24 protein-coding genes are annotated in these 20,798 nt (G+C 66.1%); 12 read left to right on the top strand and 12 right to left on the bottom strand.

Translation table 11 applies throughout. The features are described from left to right. Positions 1 to 9: 9 nt before the first annotated feature. The 7 genes from cyoE to LV475_RS00725 form a co-directional block, all read right to left on the bottom strand. Positions 10 to 936, bottom strand: coding sequence for a heme o synthase (gene cyoE / locus LV475_RS00755; protein WP_136867172.1), 927 nt, complete (start codon positions 934 to 936; stop codon positions 10 to 12). Further along, positions 933 to 1,985, bottom strand: coding sequence for a COX15/CtaA family protein (locus LV475_RS00750; protein ID WP_156574255.1), 1,053 nt, complete (start codon positions 1,983 to 1,985; stop codon positions 933 to 935). Before LV475_RS00750 ends, cyoE begins: the two co-directional genes overlap by 4 nt. Before the next feature lie 4 nt (positions 1,986 to 1,989). Further along, positions 1,990 to 2,550 carry a hypothetical protein gene (locus LV475_RS00745; protein WP_250105549.1) on the bottom strand — a complete coding sequence of 187 codons (561 nt, stop codon included), beginning with the start codon at positions 2,548 to 2,550 and terminating at the stop codon, positions 1,990 to 1,992. Then, a complete protein-coding gene (locus LV475_RS00740; RefSeq protein ID WP_250105548.1) occupies positions 2,550 to 3,245 on the bottom strand; it encodes an SURF1 family protein in 696 nt (231 codons plus the stop codon). The genes LV475_RS00745 and LV475_RS00740 overlap by 1 nt, the downstream gene beginning before the upstream one ends. Before the next feature lie 195 nt (positions 3,246 to 3,440). Further along, complete coding sequence (gene ctaD, locus LV475_RS00735; RefSeq protein WP_136867168.1) at positions 3,441 to 5,072, bottom strand: cytochrome c oxidase subunit I; 1,632 nt, start codon at positions 5,070 to 5,072, stop codon at positions 3,441 to 3,443. Further along, on the bottom strand, positions 5,069 to 6,208 hold the full coding sequence (gene coxB, locus LV475_RS00730; protein WP_250105547.1) for a cytochrome c oxidase subunit II: 1,140 nt from the start codon (positions 6,206 to 6,208) through the stop codon (positions 5,069 to 5,071). The genes ctaD and coxB overlap by 4 nt, the downstream gene beginning before the upstream one ends. A gap of 893 nt (positions 6,209 to 7,101) precedes the next feature. Next, a complete protein-coding gene (locus tag LV475_RS00725; protein ID WP_136867166.1) occupies positions 7,102 to 7,299 on the bottom strand; it encodes a CsbD family protein in 198 nt (65 codons plus the stop codon). 197 nt (positions 7,300 to 7,496) lie between these two features. Between LV475_RS00725 and LV475_RS00720 the strand changes: the two genes are divergently transcribed. The 3 genes from LV475_RS00720 to LV475_RS00710 all read left to right on the top strand — a co-directional run bounded on the left by LV475_RS00720 (position 7,497) and on the right by LV475_RS00710 (position 9,565). Beyond that, positions 7,497 to 7,814, top strand: coding sequence for a cupin domain-containing protein (locus LV475_RS00720; RefSeq protein ID WP_136867165.1), 318 nt, complete (start codon positions 7,497 to 7,499; stop codon positions 7,812 to 7,814). 32 nt (positions 7,815 to 7,846) lie between these two features. Continuing rightward, on the top strand, positions 7,847 to 8,407 hold the full coding sequence (locus LV475_RS00715) for a GNAT family N-acetyltransferase (protein ID WP_247709511.1): 561 nt from the start codon (positions 7,847 to 7,849) through the stop codon (positions 8,405 to 8,407). A gap of 240 nt (positions 8,408 to 8,647) precedes the next feature. Then, positions 8,648 to 9,565, top strand: a complete 918-nt coding sequence (locus LV475_RS00710) for a formylmethanofuran dehydrogenase subunit E family protein (protein ID WP_136867164.1) — start codon at positions 8,648 to 8,650, stop codon at positions 9,563 to 9,565. 15 nt (positions 9,566 to 9,580) lie between these two features. Here LV475_RS00710 and LV475_RS00705 read toward each other — a convergent pair whose 3' ends face one another. After that, the gene (locus LV475_RS00705; protein ID WP_136867163.1) at positions 9,581 to 10,432 is read right to left on the bottom strand and encodes an HD-GYP domain-containing protein; all 852 of its coding nucleotides are present in this window, start codon (positions 10,430 to 10,432) and stop codon (positions 9,581 to 9,583) included. 156 nt (positions 10,433 to 10,588) lie between these two features. On the opposite strand from LV475_RS00705, the gene LV475_RS00700 reads away from it, so the two are divergent. Continuing rightward, positions 10,589 to 11,515: a DUF808 domain-containing protein gene (locus tag LV475_RS00700; RefSeq protein ID WP_136867162.1), complete on the top strand. Its 927-nt coding sequence runs from the start codon at positions 10,589 to 10,591 to the stop codon at positions 11,513 to 11,515. 80 nt (positions 11,516 to 11,595) lie between these two features. Here the strand turns inward: LV475_RS00700 and LV475_RS00695 are convergent, their stop codons facing one another. Continuing rightward, entirely contained in the window at positions 11,596 to 12,156 is a 561-nt protein-coding gene (locus tag LV475_RS00695; RefSeq protein ID WP_136867161.1) for an SgcJ/EcaC family oxidoreductase, read from the bottom strand. 372 nt (positions 12,157 to 12,528) lie between these two features. Here LV475_RS00695 and LV475_RS00690 point away from each other — a divergent pair, with 372 nt between their 5' ends. Further along, positions 12,529 to 12,765, top strand: a complete 237-nt coding sequence (locus LV475_RS00690) for a hypothetical protein (RefSeq protein WP_136867160.1) — start codon at positions 12,529 to 12,531, stop codon at positions 12,763 to 12,765. A gap of 106 nt (positions 12,766 to 12,871) precedes the next feature. Here LV475_RS00690 and LV475_RS00685 read toward each other — a convergent pair whose 3' ends face one another. Beyond that, complete coding sequence (locus tag LV475_RS00685) at positions 12,872 to 13,423, bottom strand: NUDIX hydrolase (protein WP_136867159.1); 552 nt, start codon at positions 13,421 to 13,423, stop codon at positions 12,872 to 12,874. Between the two features lie 4 nt (positions 13,424 to 13,427). Continuing rightward, entirely contained in the window at positions 13,428 to 14,042 is a 615-nt protein-coding gene (locus LV475_RS00680) for a BMC domain-containing protein (protein WP_136867158.1), read from the bottom strand. Between the two features lie 251 nt (positions 14,043 to 14,293). On the opposite strand from LV475_RS00680, the gene LV475_RS00675 reads away from it, so the two are divergent. The 4 genes from LV475_RS00675 (at position 14,294) to LV475_RS00660 (ending at position 16,412) form a co-directional block, all read left to right on the top strand. Next, a complete protein-coding gene (locus LV475_RS00675; RefSeq protein WP_136867157.1) occupies positions 14,294 to 15,265 on the top strand; it encodes a sensor domain-containing diguanylate cyclase in 972 nt (323 codons plus the stop codon). A gap of 17 nt (positions 15,266 to 15,282) precedes the next feature. Next, on the top strand, positions 15,283 to 15,894 hold the full coding sequence (locus tag LV475_RS00670) for an arylesterase (RefSeq protein WP_211238807.1): 612 nt from the start codon (positions 15,283 to 15,285) through the stop codon (positions 15,892 to 15,894). An 89-nt stretch (positions 15,895 to 15,983) separates the two neighbouring features. Beyond that, positions 15,984 to 16,127, top strand: a complete 144-nt coding sequence (locus tag LV475_RS00665) for a DUF3096 domain-containing protein (RefSeq protein ID WP_136867155.1) — start codon at positions 15,984 to 15,986, stop codon at positions 16,125 to 16,127. Between the two features lie 27 nt (positions 16,128 to 16,154). Further along, complete coding sequence (locus tag LV475_RS00660; RefSeq protein ID WP_136867154.1) at positions 16,155 to 16,412, top strand: SHOCT domain-containing protein; 258 nt, start codon at positions 16,155 to 16,157, stop codon at positions 16,410 to 16,412. 95 nt (positions 16,413 to 16,507) lie between these two features. On the opposite strand, the gene LV475_RS00655 is transcribed toward LV475_RS00660, so the two are convergent. Next, positions 16,508 to 17,182 (bottom strand): Spy/CpxP family protein refolding chaperone, encoded by a 675-nt coding sequence (locus LV475_RS00655; protein ID WP_169303621.1) that lies wholly within the window; start codon positions 17,180 to 17,182, stop codon positions 16,508 to 16,510. A gap of 446 nt (positions 17,183 to 17,628) precedes the next feature. On the opposite strand from LV475_RS00655, the gene LV475_RS00650 reads away from it, so the two are divergent. From LV475_RS00650 to LV475_RS00640, 3 genes are read left to right on the top strand one after another with little or no spacing between them, the layout of a single operon-like run. Then, complete coding sequence (locus tag LV475_RS00650) at positions 17,629 to 18,309, top strand: phosphoribosyltransferase (protein ID WP_136867153.1); 681 nt, start codon at positions 17,629 to 17,631, stop codon at positions 18,307 to 18,309. Next, positions 18,299 to 18,946, top strand: a complete 648-nt coding sequence (locus tag LV475_RS00645) for a dienelactone hydrolase family protein (RefSeq protein ID WP_136867152.1) — start codon at positions 18,299 to 18,301, stop codon at positions 18,944 to 18,946. Before LV475_RS00650 ends, LV475_RS00645 begins: the two co-directional genes overlap by 11 nt. Before the next feature lie 18 nt (positions 18,947 to 18,964). Continuing rightward, positions 18,965 to 20,791, top strand: a complete 1,827-nt coding sequence (locus tag LV475_RS00640) for an adenosylcobalamin-dependent ribonucleoside-diphosphate reductase (RefSeq protein ID WP_136867151.1) — start codon at positions 18,965 to 18,967, stop codon at positions 20,789 to 20,791. Positions 20,792 to 20,798 lie beyond the last annotated feature (7 nt).

The following is a 20,798-nucleotide window of genomic DNA, read 5'->3' as shown; positions in this document are numbered from 1 at the left end:
TCGGTCAGGTTAACCAAGCACTGCCGGCAAGGAACCGAGCGGCAGGTAGTGATCGGCCAGCATCAGGGCGAACAGCGCGGTCAGGTAGGTGATCGAGAAACCGAACAGCTTCATGGCCTGCCGGTCGCTGTCGACGTGCAGCAGCCGCCAGGCGCGCAGGATGAAACTGCCACCCAGCAGCGTGGCACCGACCAGGTAGACCGGGCCGCTCATGCCCACCAGCACCGGCAGCAGGCTGACGGGCAGCAGGGCGATCGCGTAGTACAGGGTTTGACGCTTGGTGTACGCCACGCCGTTGGTGACCGGCATCATCGGCACCTTGGCGGCGGCATACTCCTCGCGTCGGGCGATCGCCAGCGGCCAGAAATGCGGCGGCGTCCAGACGAAGATGATCAGGAACAGGGTGATGGCCTCCCAGCCGACCTGGCCGGTGACGGCGGTCCAGCCCAGCAGGGCCGGCGCCGCGCCCGAGGCACCGCCCAGCACGATGTTCTGTGGCCCGATCCACTTTAGATAGCGCGTGTAGATCACGGCGTAGCCGATCAGGGTGAACAGGGTCAGCACGGCGGTGAGCGGGTTGACCACGAACCACAGCAGGGTCAGCGACGCCGTGCCGAGCAGGCTGGCGAAGATGGTCGCCGCGCTTCTCGAGATGTCGCCGGTGGGTAGCGGCCGGGCCTTGGTTCGGCCCATTTCCGCGTCGATCTCTCGGTCGGCGATATGGTTGAACGCCGCCGCCGAGAAACCGGCGAGGGTGATGCCGGCGGTGCCGGCCAGGAGCAGCGTCCAGGGCAGATCTCCCGGCGGCGCGGCCAGGAGCATGGCAACCAGTGCCGTGAACACCACCAGCGAGACGACCTTGGGCTTGCACAGCTTGACATAGCTGTGCCACGGGAAGGCGCCGATCGCGGCAACCGTCTGGGCTCGAACGTTCATGTGCACACTCCCTTCGGTGCCTGACCCATCGCGGGGGTCAGCGGATGATTGAGGTGGTGATTGAGCGCGAGAACCGCCAGCAGCAGTAGCGCGGCGACCGCGTTGTGGGCGTCGGCCATCACCAGGGGCAGGCCGAACAGCACATTGGCCACGCCGATGGATATCTGCAGCCCCAGCAGGGTGCCGATGGCCACGGCCACTCGCGGCGCCACTGGGCTTGCCTTGATCGTCAATGTCAGCAGGGTGATGAACACCACCAACGCCCCGAGTCGATGCAGCCACTGGGTGGCGATCAGGCCGGGGCCGTGCAGGTCGTTCACTTCGTGCAGCCCGAAGACCGAGCCGTAGTCCGCATCCGGCCACCACTGGCCGTTGCAGGTGGGGAAGCCGCTGCAGGCCAGCCCGGCGTAATTGGTCGAGGTCCAGCCGCCCAGGAAGATCTGGCCAATCAGCAGCACCAGGCCGATCGCGGCGAACCAGCGCATGCCGGGGCTTATCGTCGTTGACGGCAACGGCGTTGCCCCGGCCTCACGCAGACATCGGTGGCGGTTGTCGAGCCATATCCACCAGAGCATGGACAACACGGCCATGCCGCCCAACAGGTGGGCGGTTACCACCACGGGCTTGAGCAGCATGGTCACGGTCCACATGCCCAGCAGGGCCTGGAACACGACCAGCGCGGCGAGGGTGGACAAGAGGGCCCGATGGCGCTTGTACCACCAGCCGATCGCCACCAGCATCACGATCAGCAGGCCGAGGGTCCCGGCGGCATAGCGGTGCACCATTTCGTTGAGGGCCTTGCCGGCCTCCAGGGGCTGGTCGGGGTAGAGGGCGTTGACCTGGCTTTCATTGGCCTGGGCCGAGCTGACCGTCAGATGGCCGTAGCAGCCTGGCCAGTCCGGGCAGCCCAGGCCGGCATCGGTCAGGCGCACGTAGGCGCCGAGCACGACCACCACCAGGGCCAGCACCGTGGCCAGGTAGGTCAGGCGACGGTAGACGTGGCCGGAACCCGTGCTGTTCACACGTTGCTTTACCGGTTTGAGGTTCATCCCGTTAACCCTCCCCGGCCAGTCGCAACAGGCGTTCCAGGTCTTTCAGCAGCCCCTGCGGATCGAATCCGGCGTCGTAGCGCAGCACCAGGTAACCCTGTCGATCGACGATATAGACGGACCCGCGTGCCAACGGCCATTGGTTGCTTTCCAGCACCTGCAGGCCCTGGTCGAAATCCGCGGGTCGGCCTGTGCCTGCCGGTTCCAGCAGGACCCGTTGCACGGCCCGCATTCCCTCGTCCTGCGCCAGGCGAACCCGGCGGAGGGTGTCCATGAGCGCGCGGCAATCCGCGTCGCAGCCGGCCTGGTTCTCGCCGGCGGGCACGTGATAGAGCAAGGTCCATTTTCCCTGGAAAAGGCTGGCGTCGACGGGCTCACCGTCGAGCGTGCTCAACCCGGCCACCGGCACCTTCTCGACGGGGGTGATCAACTCCCCGTGTTCGAGTCCGCCCCGTTTCTCGAACGGCTGCAGGGTGTACATGGTCCACGAAGCGGCCAGCGGCAGGATGAAGATCGCCGCCAGGTTCAGAAGAATGATCCATTGCCGTCGATTGGCATTCGTCATTACTGCGTCCAATTTGCGTTTCTCCCTTGTTTGCCCCGGTGCAGGCCGTGCCACAGGTAAACAATCATCAGTATCACCGCGAATCCGAACCACTGTGCCGCGTAGGCGTGATGCCGCGACGGGCCGAACTCATGCATCGCCTCGACCCGGTGCGCCGCGACCTCCGAGCCGTCGGGATAAAGCACGACCGGCCGCAACCGGTAGCCCAGTTCCTTTTCCAGCGTCCCGGGTAGCGCGGTCTGCACCACCTTGGGCCAGCCGGCGGCGAAGGTCTCGCGATCGGACAGTTCGAACGGTGGTGGCTGGGGCGTCATGGCCAGACCGGTAACCTGCACCGTTCCGGTTGGCGTCCCGACCGTGGGCAGTTGCCCGCGGCTTTCGCCTTGCGCTACCCAGCCCAGGTTGACCAGTACCGCCTCGTCGTCCGTGATGCGCAACGGTGCCAGCACCTCGTAGCCGGCGCGGCGATTCCGGACCCGGTTGTCCAGCAGGAACAGGTGCTCGTCGTACCGGCCGCTGGCCCGGGCGTGCAATGGCACGCTGGTGGGGCCGAGTGAGCCGACTGGCACCGGCGAGGCTTGCGTCGCCGCCGACTCGGCTTCGAGCAGTTGCTGCTTTTCCGCTGCCCGCTGTACCTGCCAGGTGCCCAGGCCGAGAAAGACCGGCAGCAGGACCAGGGTCGCGAGGCTTTGCACCAGGGCAGGTCGGAATCGAGGCCCGCCGGGAGCGGCGCCTTTCGCCGATGCAGCCACTTCGCTGAGGTCAGCCGTTCGGTTGTCCCTGGCCGTTGCCATTGTCGCGCCTCGCCTTGTCGTGCTGCCGCGCGCGTCTGTCACTGGTGACGAGATTCCGTTCATGGCGCGCTGCGGCCGAGTCGTCTCACGTTCGCCTCAGTGGTAGCCGTGCGGGCCTTCCTCATGAATCGTCTGGCGCGACGGTGGCTCGGTGAACGTGTGGTACGGCGGCGGAGAGGACAGGGTCCATTCCAGGCCTTTTGCACCATCCCAGGGGCGGTCGCCCGCCTTCTTGCCGCCACGGATCGTCTGGATTACCAGCCAGATGAACAGCAGCTGGGAGAAGCCGAAGACGAACGCCCCCACGGTCGAGATCATGTTGAAGTCCATGAACTGCAAGGGGTAGTCGGGAATCCGGCGAGGCATGCCGGCCAGCCCGGCGAAGTGCATGGGGAAGAACGTGACGTTGACCGAGATGGCCGACAACCAGAAGTGCCACTGGCTGAGCTTCTCGTTGTACATGTGGCCGGTCCACTTGGGCAGCCAGTAATAGACCCCGGCGATGATGGCGAACAGCGAGCCGGTCACCACCACGTAGTGCAGGTGCGCCACGACAAAGTAGGTGTCGTGGTACTGGTAGTCGGCCGGCACGTCGGCCAGCATCAGTCCGGAAAAGCCGCCGATCGTGAACAGGAAGATGAAGGCGAGCGCCCAGAGCATCGGCGCCTCGAATGTCATCGACCCGCGCCACATGGTGGCGACCCAGTTGAATATCTTGATGCCGGTGGGGATCGCGATCAGCATCGTGGTGTACATGAACAGCACTTGTGCCTCGACCGGCAGGCCCACGGTGAACATGTGATGCGCCCAGACGATCGCCGACAGGAAGGTGATGGCGATCACGGCCCAGATCATCGACGTGCGCCCGAAGAGCGGCTTTCGGCTAAACGCCGGCACGATCTCCGAGACCACGCCGAAGGCCGGCAGGATCATGATGTACACCTCGGGGTGACCGAAGAACCAGAAGATGTGCTGGAATAGCACCGGGTCGCCGCCGTTCGTGGCATCGAAGAAGGCGGTGCCCAGGTGCCGATCGGTCAGGAGCATGGTGACCGCGATGGCCAGTGTCGGCATCGCCAGCAGCAGCAGAAAGCCGGTGATCAGCCAGGTCCACGTGAACAGCGGCATGTCCCAGAGTCTCATCCCCTTGGCGCGCATCTTCAGGATCGTGAGGATGATGTTGAGTGCCCCGAGGATCGAGGAGATGCCCATGATGTGGATCGCCATGATCACCCAGTCGATCGACGGCGGGGCGTAGGTCGACGAGAGCGGCGCGTACAGGGTCCAGCCGCCGCCGGGCGCGCCCTGGGGCATGAAAAAGCCGATCCACAGCATGATCGCCGCCGGCGGCAGCATCCAGAAGGCCCAGTTATTGACCCGCGGCCAGTACATGTCGTCCGCGCCGACCTGCAACGGCACCATCCAGTTGGCCAGCCCCGTCAGCCCCGGCATGATCGCCAGGAAGATCATGGTCAGGCCGTGCATGGTGGTCAGGGAGTTGAAGAACTGCGGCTGGGTCAGTTGCAGCCCCGGCTGGAACAACTCGGCCCGGATGACCAGCGCCATGACGCCGCCGACGAGCAGCGCCACCAGGGCGAGCACCAGGTACATGGTGCCGACGTCCTTGTGATTGACGGTCAGCAGCCAGCGCAGCGGGCCTTTTCTCGGCCCGTGATGGCTGTGCTCGTGTTCGATCTGATCGACTACAGAATCCGCTGTTTGATTCATCGTGCCGCCTCCACTGCTTCCGGGGTGACCAGGTCACCGGTGTCATTGCTCCAGGCATTGCGCTCGTAGGTGACCACGGCCGCGATCTCGCGATCGCTCAGCTGGTCGCCGTAGGCCTGCATGACCGGGTTCTTCTCGCTGCCGTGGATCACGATGTTCAGGTGTCCCTCGACAGGACCGGTGGTGATCTCGCCGCCTTCCAGCGCGGGGAAGGTGCCCTCGATGCCCTGGCCATTGCTCTGGTGGCAGGAGGCGCAGGCCGATTCGTAGACCTTCTTGCCCTGCGACATGGCCACCTCGCGGCTATACGGGGCGGAAGCCTTCTCCGCCTCCTGCGCCGCGGCCTGTTTCTGCTGAGCCACCCACTCGGTGTAGGCCTCGGGCGATACCGCTTCCACGACGACGGGCATGTAGGCATGCCCCGAGCCGCATAGCTCGGCGCACTGGCCGCGGTAGGTACCGGGTTCCCCGATGTGGACGTCGATGTTGTTGAACTGGCCGGGGACCGCGTCTTTCTTGAAGCCCAGCTGCGGCACCCACCAGGCGTGGATTACGTCGTCACTGGTGATGCGTAGACGAACGTCCTTGCCTGCCGGTACAACCAGCGGGTTGTCGACATCCAGCAGGTAGTTGGGGGCATCGGCGGGGGATTCCTTGGCGCCCAGCTGACTCGCATCGCGGCTGGCCGACGACAGGTTGCTGAAAAAGGAGATCCCCTCATCGGGATAGACGTATTCCCACTTCCACTGTGAGCCATGGACATCGACCACGACGTCAGGATTGGGCGACTCCGCATTGGTCTTCAGGAGGAGTGCCGTTGCCGGAACGGCCACCCCGACGAGGATCAGTACCGGGATGACGGTCCAGACCACTTCGACCACCGTGTTTTCCGAGAACTTGGCGGCCTTTGCGCCGCGAGATCGTCGGTGACGGATAAGCGACCAGGTCATGACGCCGAACACGCCAACGCCGATTGCCACGCAGATCCAGAAGAGCAGCATGTGCATGTCGTAGGCGTCGCGGCTGATCTCGGTGACACCGCGGGTCATGTTGAAGGCGCTTGGTTCTTCCTGCGCAGCGGCAATGACCGCCGTGGACAGGGTGGTCAGAGCCAATAGCAGTTTTTTCCAGATCATCACGGCCCTCCTTGGCTTGAAAGCCTTCGGTATGGGATTGGCGGAATCAGAAACTGTTTCTGGTAATTTAGAAGTCCATGAAATACTTAAATGTTTGGTTTTCTCGAAAAGCGTTCGTTACAGAAATAGCACAGTTATTGGTTATTAGTACAACAGACGTTCCACGGCCACAAAATCCCCGACCGTTTTTCGTGGTTTCAGAAGCCCGGATTGGCGTGACGCGATGATCACGGCAGCCCGGTGAGAGTGCGCTTGCGGGGTGGGGCGTCGGTCCGGTTCGGATCGGCGCAGTACCGTGCTGGAGCCATCCGTCTGGCCAACAATGGCGGTGAATCCGGCGTGAATTTTCCCTGTTGGAGCGCGTGGCGGTGATGGGTTGTGACTAAAGGTCGGGAGTGGATGGTTGGTATTTCGCGAGAAACCGCGTGGTTTATGAGGTCTTTTGCCCCGGGAAATTCCACGCTGTCATTGGGGGTATTTGCCCGAGTGCCGCATGGGTATGACGATTGGTCTTTGGGAGAGTACGCCTGGTTTCACCTGGCATGGCGAAACGACGTGTCGATTTATTCGGATAATATCTGAGGCGGGTTATGTTCCCGCTGGCCGAATCGGTTTCCCCGATTGCTGTGGAGCGTCGAGCGCCTTTGTGCCCGGAGGGCGAGGGGGCGTCAATTGCCGGTTTGGCGTCTGTCCCTTACGAGAGAATACGGGTTCATGTGCCCGGGTCCTGGGACGCCCTGTCGGCGGACTATGCTGCGGGAATAGACAGGGCCAGATTGGCTGGTGGGTGGCCGGAGTATGCCCCGGCTCGTGAGGGAGGGGCGGCGCTCTTGAGCAGGGACGTGAGTCAATCGAGCCGCGGACGAGAGCAGGAGCGGAAGGCGGTAGCGCACTCAGAGCGTGTGCTCGAACGCCTCGACCTGCTTGCGTGCCTCGTCCTTGCCGATGCCGTATCGCTCCTGCACCTTGCCGATCAGGTAGTCACGGTGACCTTCGGCCTCGTCTAGGTCGTCATCCCTCAGATCTCCCCATTCCTCCTTGATACGGCCCTTGATCTGTTTCCATTTGCCTTTGATGCGGTCCGAATCCATGAGAATTCCTCCCGGTGAATATGAAAAGGCCTGCCAAGCGCGCTCGCGTCGCGGAGCGCCACATGAACGTAGTATGGATTTCGCGTGGCGATCACACGCGGCAAGAACGCGCTATCGACGAGCTGCGCATCCGTCTCCTTTGTGCCACCCATACACGTCGTTGCCGTTGCATGTTTCAACTCGGGAGAGACTGAGCCATGACCGCCAATCTGTTTGAAAACCTGCCCGCGCATCTGGCGGAAGAATGCTTCGACACGCTGCTCGAGGCCGAGCACGTGACGATCGAACGGATCGTCTCGCATGGTCATGTCTCGCCGGCCACCGGCTGGTACGACCAGCCCCGCCACGAGTGGGTGGTGGTGCTCAAGGGCAAGGGCATGGTGGCATTCGAGCACGGCGAGGACGTCCCCCTGGGTCCGGGCGACCATCTGACCATCCCCGCCCACACCCGGCACCGCGTGGCCTGGACCGATCCGGATGAGGACACGGTCTGGCTGGCGGTGCATTACGACTGAGCCCGGAATGGGCCCGCCGAGGAGGCTGCCCCGTGAACCCGGAATCGATCGAGATTCGTGCGGCTCGCCCCGATGATCGGCCGGCCATTCACGCGCTCCTGACGGCCGCGTTCGGCGCCGAGGAGGCGCCCCGGATCGTCCAGCTGGTGGACGAGGCGCTCGAAGATCCGAGTGCCCGGCCGCTGTTGTCGCTGGTGGCCGTGGACGGGACACGGGTGCTGGGCCACATCCTGTTCACCCGCGCCGAGGTCGACACGGGGGGCGAGCCGCTCGCGGCCAGCCTGCTCGCGCCGATGGCGGTGCATCCCGAGGTGCAGGGCCAGGGCATCGGAGGGCGCTTGATCGCCGCGGGCCTCGAGGCACTCGAGGCCATGGACGTCGGGCTGGTGTTCGTTCTCGGCCACCCCGGCTACTACCCGCGTTCGGGTTTCGAGCCCGCCGGCCGGCATGGCTTGTCCGCCCCGTACCCGATTCCCGACGAACACGCCGCGGCCTGGATGGTGAAGGTGTTGCGTTCCGGCCTGCTGGGGCAGGTAACGGGGCGCGTGCGTTGTGCCGCGGCGCTCGACCACGGCGATCTTTGGGTGGAGTAGGTCCGCCGCAGAGGCGGCGGTAGACGGGGTGTCGCATCGACTGATGCAACGCGCCCGTCGGGTTCGGTGGGTCGGCCGCCGCGCTGATCACGAACGCAGGCGGAAAAGGCGGGTCCCGGTTGTTTCCGGGGCCGCGCGGCCTATGCTCGGTGATGGGCAGGGTGGCGCGAGACAGGGGTGATCAGCCGCAAGACCGCACCACGATGCCGGACGCATGGACCGTCGTGGAGGGTCAGTGCCATGAAATCGAGTTGGGCAGCGTTTGCCACCGGCCTGGTGGCGTCATTGGGTGCGATTGGCCTGTGGGGGCCGTGGTCGGCGGCAATCGCCGGTGAGCCGACCTTCGAGCAGGGCCGGACGATATTCATCGAGACGGGGGTTGAGGCCCCGGATCGCGAGCCGACCTGGTACGCCTCGATGGTGGCCAAACCGCACGCGCCGGTGTTCGAGATGCTGGCCACTCGGGGCACGCAGGGGCGCTACTACCCCTACACCTACCCGGTCACGCTCAAGGACCTGGTGCGCTTTCATGGCCACGACTGCGAAGGCACCACGCACGCGGCCAACGCGGCCTGGGTGGCCTTCCAGACGTTATTCCCCGACGGGATCATCGATCGCAGCGTGCTGCGGGGCATCAGCGGTACCTCGCCGTGCTGGTCGGACGCGGTGGCCTACCTGACCGGGGCGCGCCTGCAGTACGGCACGCTGGGCTTTTTCAAGGACACGCGCTACAGCCACGCCATCCTGCTGTACCGCGAGGACACGGACACGGCCGTGCTGGCAACCTGGAAGCAGGGCATCAACAACATCCCGGGCGAGCCGGTCATGCTGCCGGGCACGATCGACTGGGAGCCCACGGTGTCGATGGAGAAGGTCAATGCCCTCAAGGCGGTGGTCAAGCAGGCCGGTGGCAACCCGACGCCCTACCAGGTCGACCTGATGCGCCACTACCAATGGCAGCACATCAACGACATCCTCGAGCACCCGCTCGAGCAGAGCTACCAGGCCAAGGTGATCGAGGACTTCCGGTGGGAGGAGTGGGTCGACCCGGGGAAGACCATTGCCGAGCCGCACCCGCGCGGCGACACCAGGCTGAAGAACTATCCCTACCGCAGCCGGCCGGTGGTGCCGGAAGACGAGGCGGCAATGCCGGAGTAGGGCAGATCACCTTCCCTAGAAAAAGTACTTGCGGATCTGGCGCTCGAGCAGCTCGCGTGAGCGGCGGGCGTCACCGCCGAAGTGCTGCTCGTGCAGACGGCGGGCGATGGGGCGAAAGGCCTCGACCACCGCGGGATCGAAGTGGCTGCCGGCATCGTCGCGGATGATGCCCCAGGCCGTCTCGAAGGACATGGCCTCCTTGTAGGGGCGCGGCGAGCACAGGGTGTCGAAGACATCGGCCACGGCGAAGATGCGCGCCGTCAACGGGATGGCCTCGCCGGCCAGCCCGCGCGGGTAGCCGCTGCCGTCCCATTTCTCGTGGTGGCAGGCGATCACGTCGCGGGCCTGGTCGAGCGAGGGGATGCCGGCGACGATGTCCTCGCCCTGCGGGACGTGCGAGCGCATCAGCGCCATCTCGTGGTCGTCGAGCCGACCGGGCTTTAGCAGGATGCGATCCGGCACGCCGATCTTGCCCACGTCGTGGAGCAGGGCGCCGGAGAGCAGGCCGCGCATGGCCGTCTTGCCCAGGCCCATGCGCCCGGCGATCGCCATGGCGATGTCGGTGACGCGGTAGTTGTGATCGCCGGTGTCGGAGTCGCGCTTGGCCACCGCCTTGCCCATGGCCTCGAGCAGGGCGACGTGGGAGCTGAGCAGGTCGCGGGAGTGGTGATCTTGCGCGTCGTTCAGGCGTACCACGAACGGGTAGATCAATGCGCCAGAGGCGATCGCGGCCAGTGCGGCGATCAGACCGGCGCTCAGCGCACCATCGCCCGGCACGGTCCACCACGCGACGATACCCGCGACGAGGGCAAGCGTGACGCTCACCACGGCGATCAGGATGGCTGCCTTGCGTCGGTAGGAATTCATGCCGCTTCCGTTGCGAAAAGACCCGTCTGGGGCAGGGGGCTATCTTCGCATGTCTTGGTCGTGCCGTGGATGCGTGGTCGGCCGGCATCGGCCGGTATGCCTGTGCCACACTGCGCCTCGGATCGAACCGGATTCGTTCACGAGGACCTCTAGATCATGGCCACAGCCGGACTGCTCGCGCTACTCGACGACATCGCCACGCTGCTCGATGACGTGGCCGTCTATTCCAAGGTCGCCGCCAAGAACACCGCCGGCGTGCTGGGCGACGACCTCGCCCTCAATGCCCAGCAGGTCAGCGGCGCCGGCACGAGCCGCGAGTTGCCGGTGGTCTGGGCGGTGGCCAAGGGCTCGTTCCTCAACAAGTTGATCCTGGTGCCGGCGGCCTTGCTGATCAGCGCCTTCCTGCCGTGGCTGATCACTCCGCTGCTGATGCTCGGCGGGCTGTTTTTGTGTTTCGAGGGCGCGGAGAAGATCGCTCACAAGTGGCTGCACAGTCCCGAGGAGGACGAGGCGCACCGCAAGGAAGTCCTCGAGGCCGCCGTCGACGGGAAGAAGGACATGAAGCAGGCGGAGAAGGCGCAGATCAAGGGCGCGATCCGCACCGATTTCATCCTTTCGGCCGAGATCATCGTGATCGCGCTGGGCGCGGCGAGCGCGGCGGGCATCTGGACGCAGACCGTGGTGGTCTCCCTGGTGGCGCTGGTGGCGACCGTGGGCGTTTACGGGCTGGTCGCGGGGATCGTGCGCTTCGATGACTGGGGGCTGGCGATGGTGAAGGGTGCCGGAGGCGATGCCTGGGGACGGTTCAAGGAGGCGGTCGGGCGCGGCATCCTGGTGGCGGCACCGAAATTCATGCGCGGGTTGTCGGTTGTCGGCATGGTGGCGATGTTCCTGGTTGGTGGCGGCATCCTGGTCCACGGCCTGCCGTTCCTGCACCACCTGCTCGAATGGATCGACCCCGGCGTCGAGGGGGGCGTCGGGTGGCTGGTCCCGATGCTGTTCAACGGGATCGTGGGGCTGATCGCGGGGGCGATCGTGCTGGCGGGCGTGACCGGTTTCCAAAGGGTTCGCCAAGCGTTGTAAGGCTGGACCCTAGGCCCTGACGCAAAACGCCCGCCGTGATGGCGGGCGTTGTCGTTCGATCGCGGTGAACGCGGTCGGCGTCAGTCGGTCGGCATCATCGAGGAATGGTGATGCACGATCAGCCAGCGGCCGTCGCGGTTCTCGTAGACGAAGGTGTAGCGGGCCGGGACGTCGCGGGTCTCGTCGCCGTCGGTGACGCGGAAGGTGTAGGTGCCGGCGTCGGTCAGCTTGTTGCAGCCGAGCTTGACGTTGCGCGTGTTGATGGTGCCGACCGGGTGCTTTTCCAGGAAGTGCTCGAAGTAGTCCTGGATTTCCGCGTGGCTGGTGCGCGGCACGTTGGAGACGGTGGGCAGCAGCACGCCGTCTTCGGCGTACAACTCGGTGACCTTGGCGGCGTCACCGGTCTGCAGGGCCGCGTTCCACTGGTTGAACAGGTCTTCGGCCAGGCGTCGGGTCGCCGGGGCGCAGATCACGCAGCTCTCGTTGGCGGGCACGTCGATCGCGTCGTAATGGCTGCCGGTGCCGGTGACCGAGCGGTAGGCATCGCGGTGGGACGAGCCCAGGCTCAGGCGCGAGTTCGGCGCATCGTCGGCGCTGAGAAAGCGGGTGCCGCTGATGCGCGGGCGATTGCTGTTGGTCACTGGTCGGTCTCCGTCACGAATCGTTGGGCCGGTGGAGCGCTCGGGGGCACGGCCCGGAAAGGGCGTCATTGTAGGGATTTGCATCGGTCCTGTCATGCCGGGAGGGCATGGCGTCGCTATCTCGTGATCCGTTGCGCTTCGATCATTTCGAAATCTCCGCCCGGCCCGCTTGCCCGCATGTGGGCGGGGCTCGCGACGGCGGATCCACGCCGCAATCGCAAGCTCGGCCGCTTCGATATTTTTCCATGACATATCGATGACGACTGGCCTACAGTGGACGAGTGGGCGCCCCGGGGTTCTCCGGGGCTGTCACTCACCACGGCCGGCCGCCGTCCCGCGGCCCGGCCCGATCACGACAAAGGTGTGATGCTCATGGCAGAGAAGATGGACGCGGAACGCGGTTTCTACCGCAACGGCAACATCCTGGTTGAACAGGCCACCGACGGCATGTACCTCGTGCAACGACCTGCCCGTCGCCCCCGCAAGGGATCGACCAACGGTCGCATGACGGTGCCGGGTGACATGGAGACCCTCTACGAGACCACGGTGTTCGATGACGCGGTCGATCGCGCCCGCGACCTGGCCCGGGACCTAGCCAGGGCAAGCTGACGCCCCTTCGGGTCGCCTTCGCGGCCCTAGGACGACGAAGCCCGGATCGATCGATCCGGGCTTTTTCGTGGGCTCCGAGACGTGGGACGGTGAGTCGCCACGGGAATCAGCGCATCTTGCGCGTCTTGTCGACCATGCGCAGGGTCGAGCGGCTGTTGTTGAGCCGCGTGACCATGGAAACGGGGACCCAGCGCAGCTCGAAGGACTCCTCGTTGCCCGGCACGGGCACGTTGTCGTCGATCTCGACCAGGTAGCGCACGTCGATGTGGTGGTGCGGCTGGGCGTCCGGGTGCGGCTCCTGGGTGGCGTGGATATCGACGTCGAAGATCTCGTCGCAGACCAGGCGAATATGCTCGGGCGAAACGCCGGTCTCCTCGACGCACTCCTTGAAGGCCACCGCGCGCATGTCGGTGTCGCCGTCGGCGTGACCGCCGGGTTGCAGCCAGCAGTCGAGCTTCCGGTGGTGCATCAACAGCACCGCCGTGCGCGAGGGGTTGACCACCCAGGTGGACGCCGAGACGTGGGCCGGCAGGTGGTCGCGGTAGAAGGTGTCGGGGTGAGTGGCGACGAACTGCCGTGCGCGCTGGACGAAGGCGGCCTCGTCGAGGTAGCGCGTCTCGTAGCGGGCAAGTTGTTCGAGCAGGTCGTTGCGATGCATGTGCTTAGGTGAACGCGGGGTTCTTCACGGCAGCGATGGCCGCGCGGGCGGCCTCGTCGACGTTGCCCTCGGTGCCGGCGATCGTCAGGCGGCCGTACTTGCCCACCGCGCGGACGTCGATCAGCGAGATGTTGGCTGCCTTCTCCGCCTGATTGGCCGCGTAGACCACGTAACCGGCCGGCTCGACCTCGAGGATGAACATGCTCTGGTCGGGCAGGATCATGTTGCCGCGGCGGTTCTGACGGTTGATCAGGACGGTGTGATCCGGCGTCATGCCGCGGATGATCTCCTGCCAGGCGATCTCGCAGGGCTGGCGCTCGGTCTGCTCGCGGCCGAGGTATTCCAGGATGGTGTTGCCGGCCTGGACCACGTCGCTCTGCACGCGGTGGTGGATGACCATCGAGCCGAAGGCCCGCTCGACCACCTGCTGGGCCAGGCGCACGCTGGAGGCCTTGAGCGCGATGTCGGTCAGCCGGTGGACGGCCATGCCCGGCGAGACCTCGACCCACAGGCAGGCGTCGCCCGGGACCGGCAGAAAGCCCTGGGACGCCGTCGCCATGTACTCCGCCACCTGGGGCTGGAGCGAGTCGATAAAGACGTACGTCCGGAGTTCGATCATCGAGCGGGGACCTTGGCGCGGGCCATTTCAAGTATCAGGAAAGGTCGAGTGGCGGCGAGTCTACCATCAGGAAGAACCGGGAGGAATTGCGATCCCTTATGGTTGCCATACGGTCGAGCGTAGCGCGGCTTGATGAGCCCGGCTGGATGCATGCGAATGAGATGCGCAGGGCGTAAGCTTGACCGCTACACTCGGGATTCCGGTCGAATGGTCAACCATCGACCCGTGTCAAAGGCTGAGGGCCTTGATCCATGACCAATGATGCCGCCGACGTCCTGCCGTTCGGGGATTTCGATGCCGCCTGCCGGGCCGTGCTGGCGCACTTGAGCGAACGCACGGGCCTCGGCTTGTGGATGATGACGCGCACCGAGGGCGAGGACTGGATCGTGCTGCAGGCCGAGGGCGATGACGAACGGTACTCGGTTGCCGGCGGGGACGTGCTGCGCTGGGCCGATTCGTTCTGTTCGCTGATGGTGGGGGGCAGGGGGCCGCAGGCGGCACCCCGGGCCGCCGAGGTGGCCGCCTACCGTGACGCCCCCATCGGTCGTCAGGTGCCGATCGGGGCCTATGTCGGCGTGCCCGTCATGCGCGCGGATGGCGAGTTGTTCGGCACCTTGTGTGCGATCGATCCCGACCCGCAGCCGGAGGCGCTCAACGCCGAACTGCCCCTGGTGCGCCTGTTCGCCCGCCTGCTGGGCAGCATCCTGGAGACCGAGCTGCGTGGCGTGGAGCTGGCGCGCACCCTCGAGACCGTCCGCGCGGAGGCGAGCCTCGACCCGCTGACCGGGTTGCTCAACCGCCGAGGCTGGGAGGAGCGCGTCGAGATCGAGGAGCGTCGCGCGCGGCGCTATGGCAGCCCGGCAACCGTGTTCATCATCGACCTGGACCGGCTCAAGGAAATCAACGACAGCCTCGGCCACGATGCCGGCGACGACTTGCTCATCCGCGCGGGCCAGGCCCTGCGGACGGCCATGCGGGAGACCGACGCGGTGGCGCGCATTGGCGGCGACGAGTTTGCCGTGCTGTGCATGGAGAGCGGGACGGACGGTGGCCGATCGATCGAGGCCAAGGTACGCCGGGCGCTGGCCGAGGCGGGCGTCGAGGCGTCCGTGGGCTGGGCGGCCCGCAACCCGCGCCAGGACATCGAATCGGCCGTGGTCGAGGCGGACCGAGAGATGCTCGACGAGAAACGGGCCGGACGAAAGCAGGAAGCCGACGAGTGATGCAGGGGGCAGGGCGAGTGATTCGATGGCTGCTGGCCGGGGTTCTGCTGGGCCCGGTCGTGCTCGGTCTGGCGGGTTGTGGCGAGCCGGCACTGGAGCCCTTGCCCCGGGGCGCGATCATTCTCGCCTTCGGTGACAGCCTGACCGAGGGGGTGGGGGCATCGGAGGAGGCGGCCTATCCCGAGCAGCTGGCCCGGCTGACGGGGCGGGAGGTGGTCAATGCCGGTGTGGCTGGCGAGACGACCGCCGATGGCGTCGAGCGCCTGCCCGAGGCGCTGGAGCGTCACGCCCCGACGCTGATGATTCTGCTGATGGGCGGCAACGACGTGCTGCGCAATCAGGATCTGGCGGAGGCCAAGCGCAATCTCGCCCGGATGATCGAACTGGCGCGCCAACGGGACGTGGCCGTGTTGCTGGTGGGCGTGCCGGAAAAATCCCTGTTCTCGCAGTCGGCGCCCCTCTACCGTGAATTGGCCGACGAGCACGACGTGCTGCTGGTCGACGACCTGGTCGCCGGGCTGCTGCGCCGGCCGAGCTACAAGTCGGATGCCGTGCACCTGAACGCCGAGGGCTACCGCGCCATGGCCGAGCGGCTTGCCGAGGTGTTGCGCGACGAGGGGGCCCTGTAACGGCTCCGGGCGGCTGAACGGTGGACATTGCCGGGTCCGCGCGGCACGATCAATGGCAGGTAACCGGTCGTCGAAACAAGGAGCAAGACATGACCTTCCATATCGAAATCGTTCCGCTTCTCTCCCTGGTCGCGGGCATCGCGATCCTGATCGTGCCCAAGCTGCTCAACTACATCGTGGCGATCTACCTGATTGCGCTGGGCGTGCTGGGTCTCTTGGGACACGGTTTTTAACCCTTTGCCGATTTCATGGAGGCAGGTATGTACGACTGGGGTTACGGCTGGATGCCGCATGGCGGCATGTACGGTCTGGGATGGGTGCTGATGGTGCTCTTCTGGGTCCTGCTGATCGTCGGCATTGTCGTGTTGATCAAGTGGCTCATTTCCTCGGGCCAGCCGCGGTCATCCGAGCCGCGTGAGGGTCGGCGCACGGCACTGGACATACTCAAGGAACGCTATGCGCGTGGCGAGATCGACCACGAGGAATTCGAGGAGCGTCGACGACGACTGGATGATTGAGCCCGGTCACACCGTATTGATCGAGACAAAGTAAGAAAGGCCGCCCGTTGCATGGGCGGCCTTCTGGTTTTCGGTCGGCGTGGTTGGCCTCGGGCTTACTCCTGTTCCAGGGCCTCGCGCATGCGCCGGTGCATCTCGATGCGCTCCTCGGCCATCTCCTGCTGGAGCTCGCCGATTTCGCGCGATTTCTTCTTGATGGCGTCGTAGTCCGGCTCGTCGGCCAGTTGCAGGCGCTGGAGTTCGCGCTGGCGTTCCTGCATTTGCTGCATGCGCTCCCAGTGCTCCTTCTGCTCTTCCTGCTGAAGCTCACGCACCCGTTCGCGCTGCTTTTCCGAGAGCGGCTGGCCGCCCCATCCCGGGCCGGAACCGTTCATCATCGGTCCGTAGCCAGCGCCGGGGCCCATCATTCCAGGGCCCATCATTCCGGGACCCATCATTCCGGGGCCGTAACCGGGTCCCATCATGCCCGGGCCGTAACCGCCTCCGTATCCGCCATAGCCGGGCCCCATCATTCCGGGTCCCATCATGCCGGGACCATAACCCGCACCTGGCGTACAGGGCGCGCCGTTGGCCATGCCGTAGCCGTGGCCGTATCCCTGGCCATAACCGTAGCCAGGGCCATACGGGCCGGACCCATCCATCATGCCCGGGCCAACCATGCCGCGGCGCGGCTGGTCGTCGTCGGCGGCGAGGGCCGCGGGCGCGGTCGTCACCATGGTGGCGGCAAGACCGCAGGCGGTCAGTTCTCGCAAGAGTCGTTTCCTGATCATGGCGCTTCTCCTCCCTGGTTGGAATGAAGGCCTCGGACCACGGGTTCGATCCGCGCGTCGGAAACAAGCCGATGCCGCGCGGCATTCCCCGTGGTCCGTTTCGAGGTGCGTCGGGCGGGGCTGGTGTCGACCCGCTCGGCGAATTCCCCGTGTTGCGATTCATCCGCTGCTGCGGATGTCCCGGAACGCGGTCGACTCGGGCGAAGGCGATGCCCACAGCGATCGGTAACCTCATCACTGGGGCTTGCTGCTTGAGCCGGCCCCGGAGCCGAGTGATCCACGTTCCAGTGAAAACATAGCACAGCGAACCACCTCCTTATCGTTCGCAACCTACTGTTTGGGCGTGAAAAATCCGCTCCTGGGGCAAGCGTTCGGGCACTGAATGGCTATAGTCATGTCAGGTGCGACGAGTGGATTGCCGACACGGGGTGTGATGGGAGGTAGCCATGCGGTTCAGCGATCGACGTGAAGCCGGCCGCCAGTTGGCCGAGGCCCTGGAGCGCTTTCGGGGGCAGCCGGGTGTGGTCTACGCGCTTCCCCGCGGCGGGGTGGCGCTGGGGGTGGAAGTGGCGCGGTACCTCGACATGCCGCTGGACGTGCTGATCCCGCGCAAGATCGGTCACCCGATGCAGCCGGAATACGCGATCTGCGCGGTGCCGGAGCAGGGCGAGCGCGTCTGCAACCCGCGCGAGGAGGCCGCCGTCGATCCCGGCTGGCTGGCGGATGCCGAGTCGCGCGAGCGGGTCGAGGCCTCCCGGCGACGGGCGCTGTACGGGCGCGCCGACGCCCCGTCGGTGGACGGCAAGCTTGCCATCATCGTCGACGACGGCATCGCCACCGGCCTGACAATGCGCGCGGCGATTCGCGATGCCGATGCACGCGATCCGGCGCGGGTCGTGGTCGCCATCCCGGTGGTGCCGGCTTCGACGGCAGCGACGCTGGAACGGGAGGCCGACGAGCTGGTCGCCCTCGAGATCACCGACCAGTACCTCGGCGCCGTGGGGGCCTACTACGACCATTTCCCGCAGGTCACCGACGACGAGGTGATCGGCATGCTGCAACAGGCGGTCGGCCGGGAGGCGGGCCGCGGGGCGATGGGTCATGGGGGAACGGACCATGGGTACTGATACCGAGTGCAACGTCGAGATGTGGCTGGGCGGGACGATCCACGAGGGCATCCTCGGGATGCCGGCCGAGCCACGCGGCCTGGTGGTGTTCGCCCATGGCAGCGGCAGCAGCCGTCACAGCTCGCGCAACCAGTTCGTGGCGCGGCAATTGCGCGAGGTGGGACTGGCCACGCTCTTGTTCGATCTGCTGAGCGAGGCCGAGGACCAGGTCTACGAAAACCGCTTCGACATCGACCGGTTGGCCGAGCGCCTGGTGCAGGCCTCCGACTGGGTGGCCGGTGAACCGGAGCTTGCCGACCTGCCGCAGGGCTATTTCGGCGCCAGCACCGGGGCCGCGGCGGCGTTGAATGCGGCCGCCCAGTTGCCCGACACGATCCGTGCAGTGGTCTCGCGGGGCGGTCGGCCGGATCTTGCCGGCGAGGCGTTGCCCCGCGTGGCGGCACCCACCCTGTTGATCGTCGGCGGGGCGGATACCCAGGTGCTCGGGCTCAATCGTTGGGCCCGCGAGCGCATGCAGGCGCCCACCGAGCTTGCCGTGGTGCCCGGCGCAACCCACCTGTTCGAGGAGCCGGGCACCCTGTTCCAGGCCGCTCGGCTGGCCGCGGAATGGTTTAGCCGCTGGCTTGGCCGGCCGTGAGTGTGGTCGAGGCGTTGCATGTCAGTCGAGCCGCTTGTCGAACCCCTTGATACGCCCATTGCTCAGCATGTTTGGGCCAGTCGCTATCGCTATGGTGACGAGCCGGGTATCGACGCCACCTGGCAACGGGTGGCCCACGCGCTTGCGACGGTCGAGGCCGAGCCGGCCGTCTGGGAGCGACGCTTCGCCGAGCTGCTGACCGATCTGCGCTTTCTGCCCGGTGGCCGCATCCTCGCCGGCGCGGGCACTCCGCGCCAGGTGACGCTGTTCAACTGTTTCGTCATGGGCGCGATCGAGGATTCGATGGACGGGATCTTCGAGGCGCTCAAGGAAGGCGCGATCACCATGCAGCAAGGGGGTGGCGTCGGCTACGACTTCTCCACCCTGCGACCGGCCGGCGCGGTGGCGCATCATGCCGGCACGATCGCCTCGGGGCCGGTCTCGTTCATGCGTATCTGGGACAGCATGTGCGCGACCATCCTGTCGACCGGTGCCCGCCGTGGCGCGATGATGGCCACCCTGCGCATCGATCACCCCGACATCGAGGCGTTCATCGACGCCAAACATCGCTCCGGCGAGCTGACGCATTTCAACTGCTCGGTGCTGGTCACCGATGCCTTCATGGCCGCGGTGCACGCCGATGCCGACTGGCCGCTGGTCTTTCCCGCCTCGGCGATGGACGGGGCAGTCGACGGGGCGAGCGGAGAGGGCGAGACGCTCCGGCGCGACTGGCCCGGCCACGAGGCGCCCGTGGTCTGCCGAGTGGTTCGGCGTGTGCGCGCCCGCGAGCTCTGGGAGCACCTGATGCGGGCCACCTACGATCACGCCGAGCCGGGCGTGCTGTTCGTCGACCGGATCAACCAGTGGAACAACCTCGGCGATCGCGAGCGCATCACCGCCACCAATCCCTGTGGCGAGATCCCGTTGCCGCCTTACGGGGCCTGCGATCTGGGCTCGATCAACCTGACGCGATTCGTGGCCGACCCGTTCACGCCGCGCGCGAGCCTCGACCGGGACGGGCTGGCCGCCACGACGCGGCTGGCGGTGCGTTTTCTCGACAACGTCATCGATGCCTCGTCCTACCCGTTGCCGGCCCAGGCCGAGCAGGCGCGTGGCAGTCGGCGGATCGGACTGGGCGTGACCGGATTGGCCGACGTGCTGGTGATGCTGGGACTGCACTACGACAGCCCCGAGGCACGCGAACAGGCTGGAGCGGTGATGCAGACGATCACGCATGCCGCCTACCGCGCGTCGATCGATCTGGCACGGGAAAAACGACCGTTTCCGTTCTTCGAGGCCGCCCGTTTTCTCGACCGACCGTTTGTCCGCGCCCTGCCGGGCGACATCCGCGCCGGGATTGCCCGCGATGGCATCCGCAACAGCCACCTGACCGCGATCGCCCCCACGGGCACCATCAGCCTGCTGGCCGGCAATGTCTCCTCCGGGATCGAGCCGATCTTTCGTCGCGAGCTGTGTCGCTCCGTGCTGACGGGGGGCGGTGAGCGCGAGTCGTTTCGCCTCGAGGATCACGCCTGGCGCCGGTGGCGGGGTCGGCACCCGCACGGGACGCCGCCCGACACCTTCGTCGAGGCCGAGGCCCTGTTGCCCGAGGCCCACCTGGCCATGCAGGCCGCCTTGCAGCCCTTTGTCGACAGCGCGATCTCCAAGACCATCAACGTGCCCGAATCGATGCCGTTCAACGACTTCGCGGCCATCTACCAGCGCGCCTTCGAGCTGGGCCTGAAGGGCTGCACCACCTACCGGCCGAACCCGGTCACGGGGGCGGTGCTTGAAGGGGTGGACACGGCGACGCCTTGCTGCGGGATCGAGCGCGAATCGGATTGAGCGGGCG

Source organism: Guyparkeria hydrothermalis (assembly GCF_023555375.1).
In the GTDB taxonomy this organism is placed as follows: Bacteria; Pseudomonadota; Gammaproteobacteria; order Halothiobacillales; family Halothiobacillaceae; genus Guyparkeria; species Guyparkeria hydrothermalis.
Note: the sequence above shows the minus strand (reverse complement) of the source record. Positions and strands in the feature narration are given on the sequence as shown.

Excerpts from the sequence above, each read along its gene's own strand:
- cyoE (WP_136867172.1), bottom strand. The coding sequence starts at position 936 with ATGAACGTTCGAGCCCAGACGGTTGCCGCGATCGGCGCCTTCCCGTGG.
- LV475_RS00750 (WP_156574255.1), bottom strand. The coding sequence starts at position 1,985 with ATGAACCTCAAACCGGTAAAGCAACGTGTGAACAGCACGGGTTCCGGC.
- LV475_RS00745 (WP_250105549.1), bottom strand. The coding sequence starts at position 2,550 with ATGACGAATGCCAATCGACGGCAATGGATCATTCTTCTGAACCTGGCG.
- ctaD (WP_136867168.1), bottom strand. The coding sequence starts at position 5,072 with ATGAATCAAACAGCGGATTCTGTAGTCGATCAGATCGAACACGAGCAC.
- coxB (WP_250105547.1), bottom strand. The coding sequence starts at position 6,208 with ATGATCTGGAAAAAACTGCTATTGGCTCTGACCACCCTGTCCACGGCG.
- LV475_RS00725 (WP_136867166.1), bottom strand. The coding sequence starts at position 7,299 with ATGGATTCGGACCGCATCAAAGGCAAATGGAAACAGATCAAGGGCCGT.
- LV475_RS00720 (WP_136867165.1), top strand. The coding sequence starts at position 7,497 with ATGACCGCCAATCTGTTTGAAAACCTGCCCGCGCATCTGGCGGAAGAA.
- LV475_RS00710 (WP_136867164.1), top strand. The coding sequence starts at position 8,648 with ATGAAATCGAGTTGGGCAGCGTTTGCCACCGGCCTGGTGGCGTCATTG.
- LV475_RS00705 (WP_136867163.1), bottom strand. The coding sequence starts at position 10,432 with ATGAATTCCTACCGACGCAAGGCAGCCATCCTGATCGCCGTGGTGAGC.
- LV475_RS00700 (WP_136867162.1), top strand. The coding sequence starts at position 10,589 with ATGGCCACAGCCGGACTGCTCGCGCTACTCGACGACATCGCCACGCTG.
- LV475_RS00690 (WP_136867160.1), top strand. The coding sequence starts at position 12,529 with ATGGCAGAGAAGATGGACGCGGAACGCGGTTTCTACCGCAACGGCAAC.
- LV475_RS00685 (WP_136867159.1), bottom strand. The coding sequence starts at position 13,423 with ATGCATCGCAACGACCTGCTCGAACAACTTGCCCGCTACGAGACGCGC.
- LV475_RS00680 (WP_136867158.1), bottom strand. The coding sequence starts at position 14,042 with ATGATCGAACTCCGGACGTACGTCTTTATCGACTCGCTCCAGCCCCAG.
- LV475_RS00675 (WP_136867157.1), top strand. The coding sequence starts at position 14,294 with ATGACCAATGATGCCGCCGACGTCCTGCCGTTCGGGGATTTCGATGCC.
- LV475_RS00665 (WP_136867155.1), top strand. The coding sequence starts at position 15,984 with ATGACCTTCCATATCGAAATCGTTCCGCTTCTCTCCCTGGTCGCGGGC.
- LV475_RS00660 (WP_136867154.1), top strand. The coding sequence starts at position 16,155 with ATGTACGACTGGGGTTACGGCTGGATGCCGCATGGCGGCATGTACGGT.
- LV475_RS00655 (WP_169303621.1), bottom strand. The coding sequence starts at position 17,182 with ATGATCAGGAAACGACTCTTGCGAGAACTGACCGCCTGCGGTCTTGCC.
- LV475_RS00650 (WP_136867153.1), top strand. The coding sequence starts at position 17,629 with ATGCGGTTCAGCGATCGACGTGAAGCCGGCCGCCAGTTGGCCGAGGCC.
- LV475_RS00645 (WP_136867152.1), top strand. The coding sequence starts at position 18,299 with ATGGGTACTGATACCGAGTGCAACGTCGAGATGTGGCTGGGCGGGACG.
- LV475_RS00640 (WP_136867151.1), top strand. The coding sequence starts at position 18,965 with ATGTCAGTCGAGCCGCTTGTCGAACCCCTTGATACGCCCATTGCTCAG.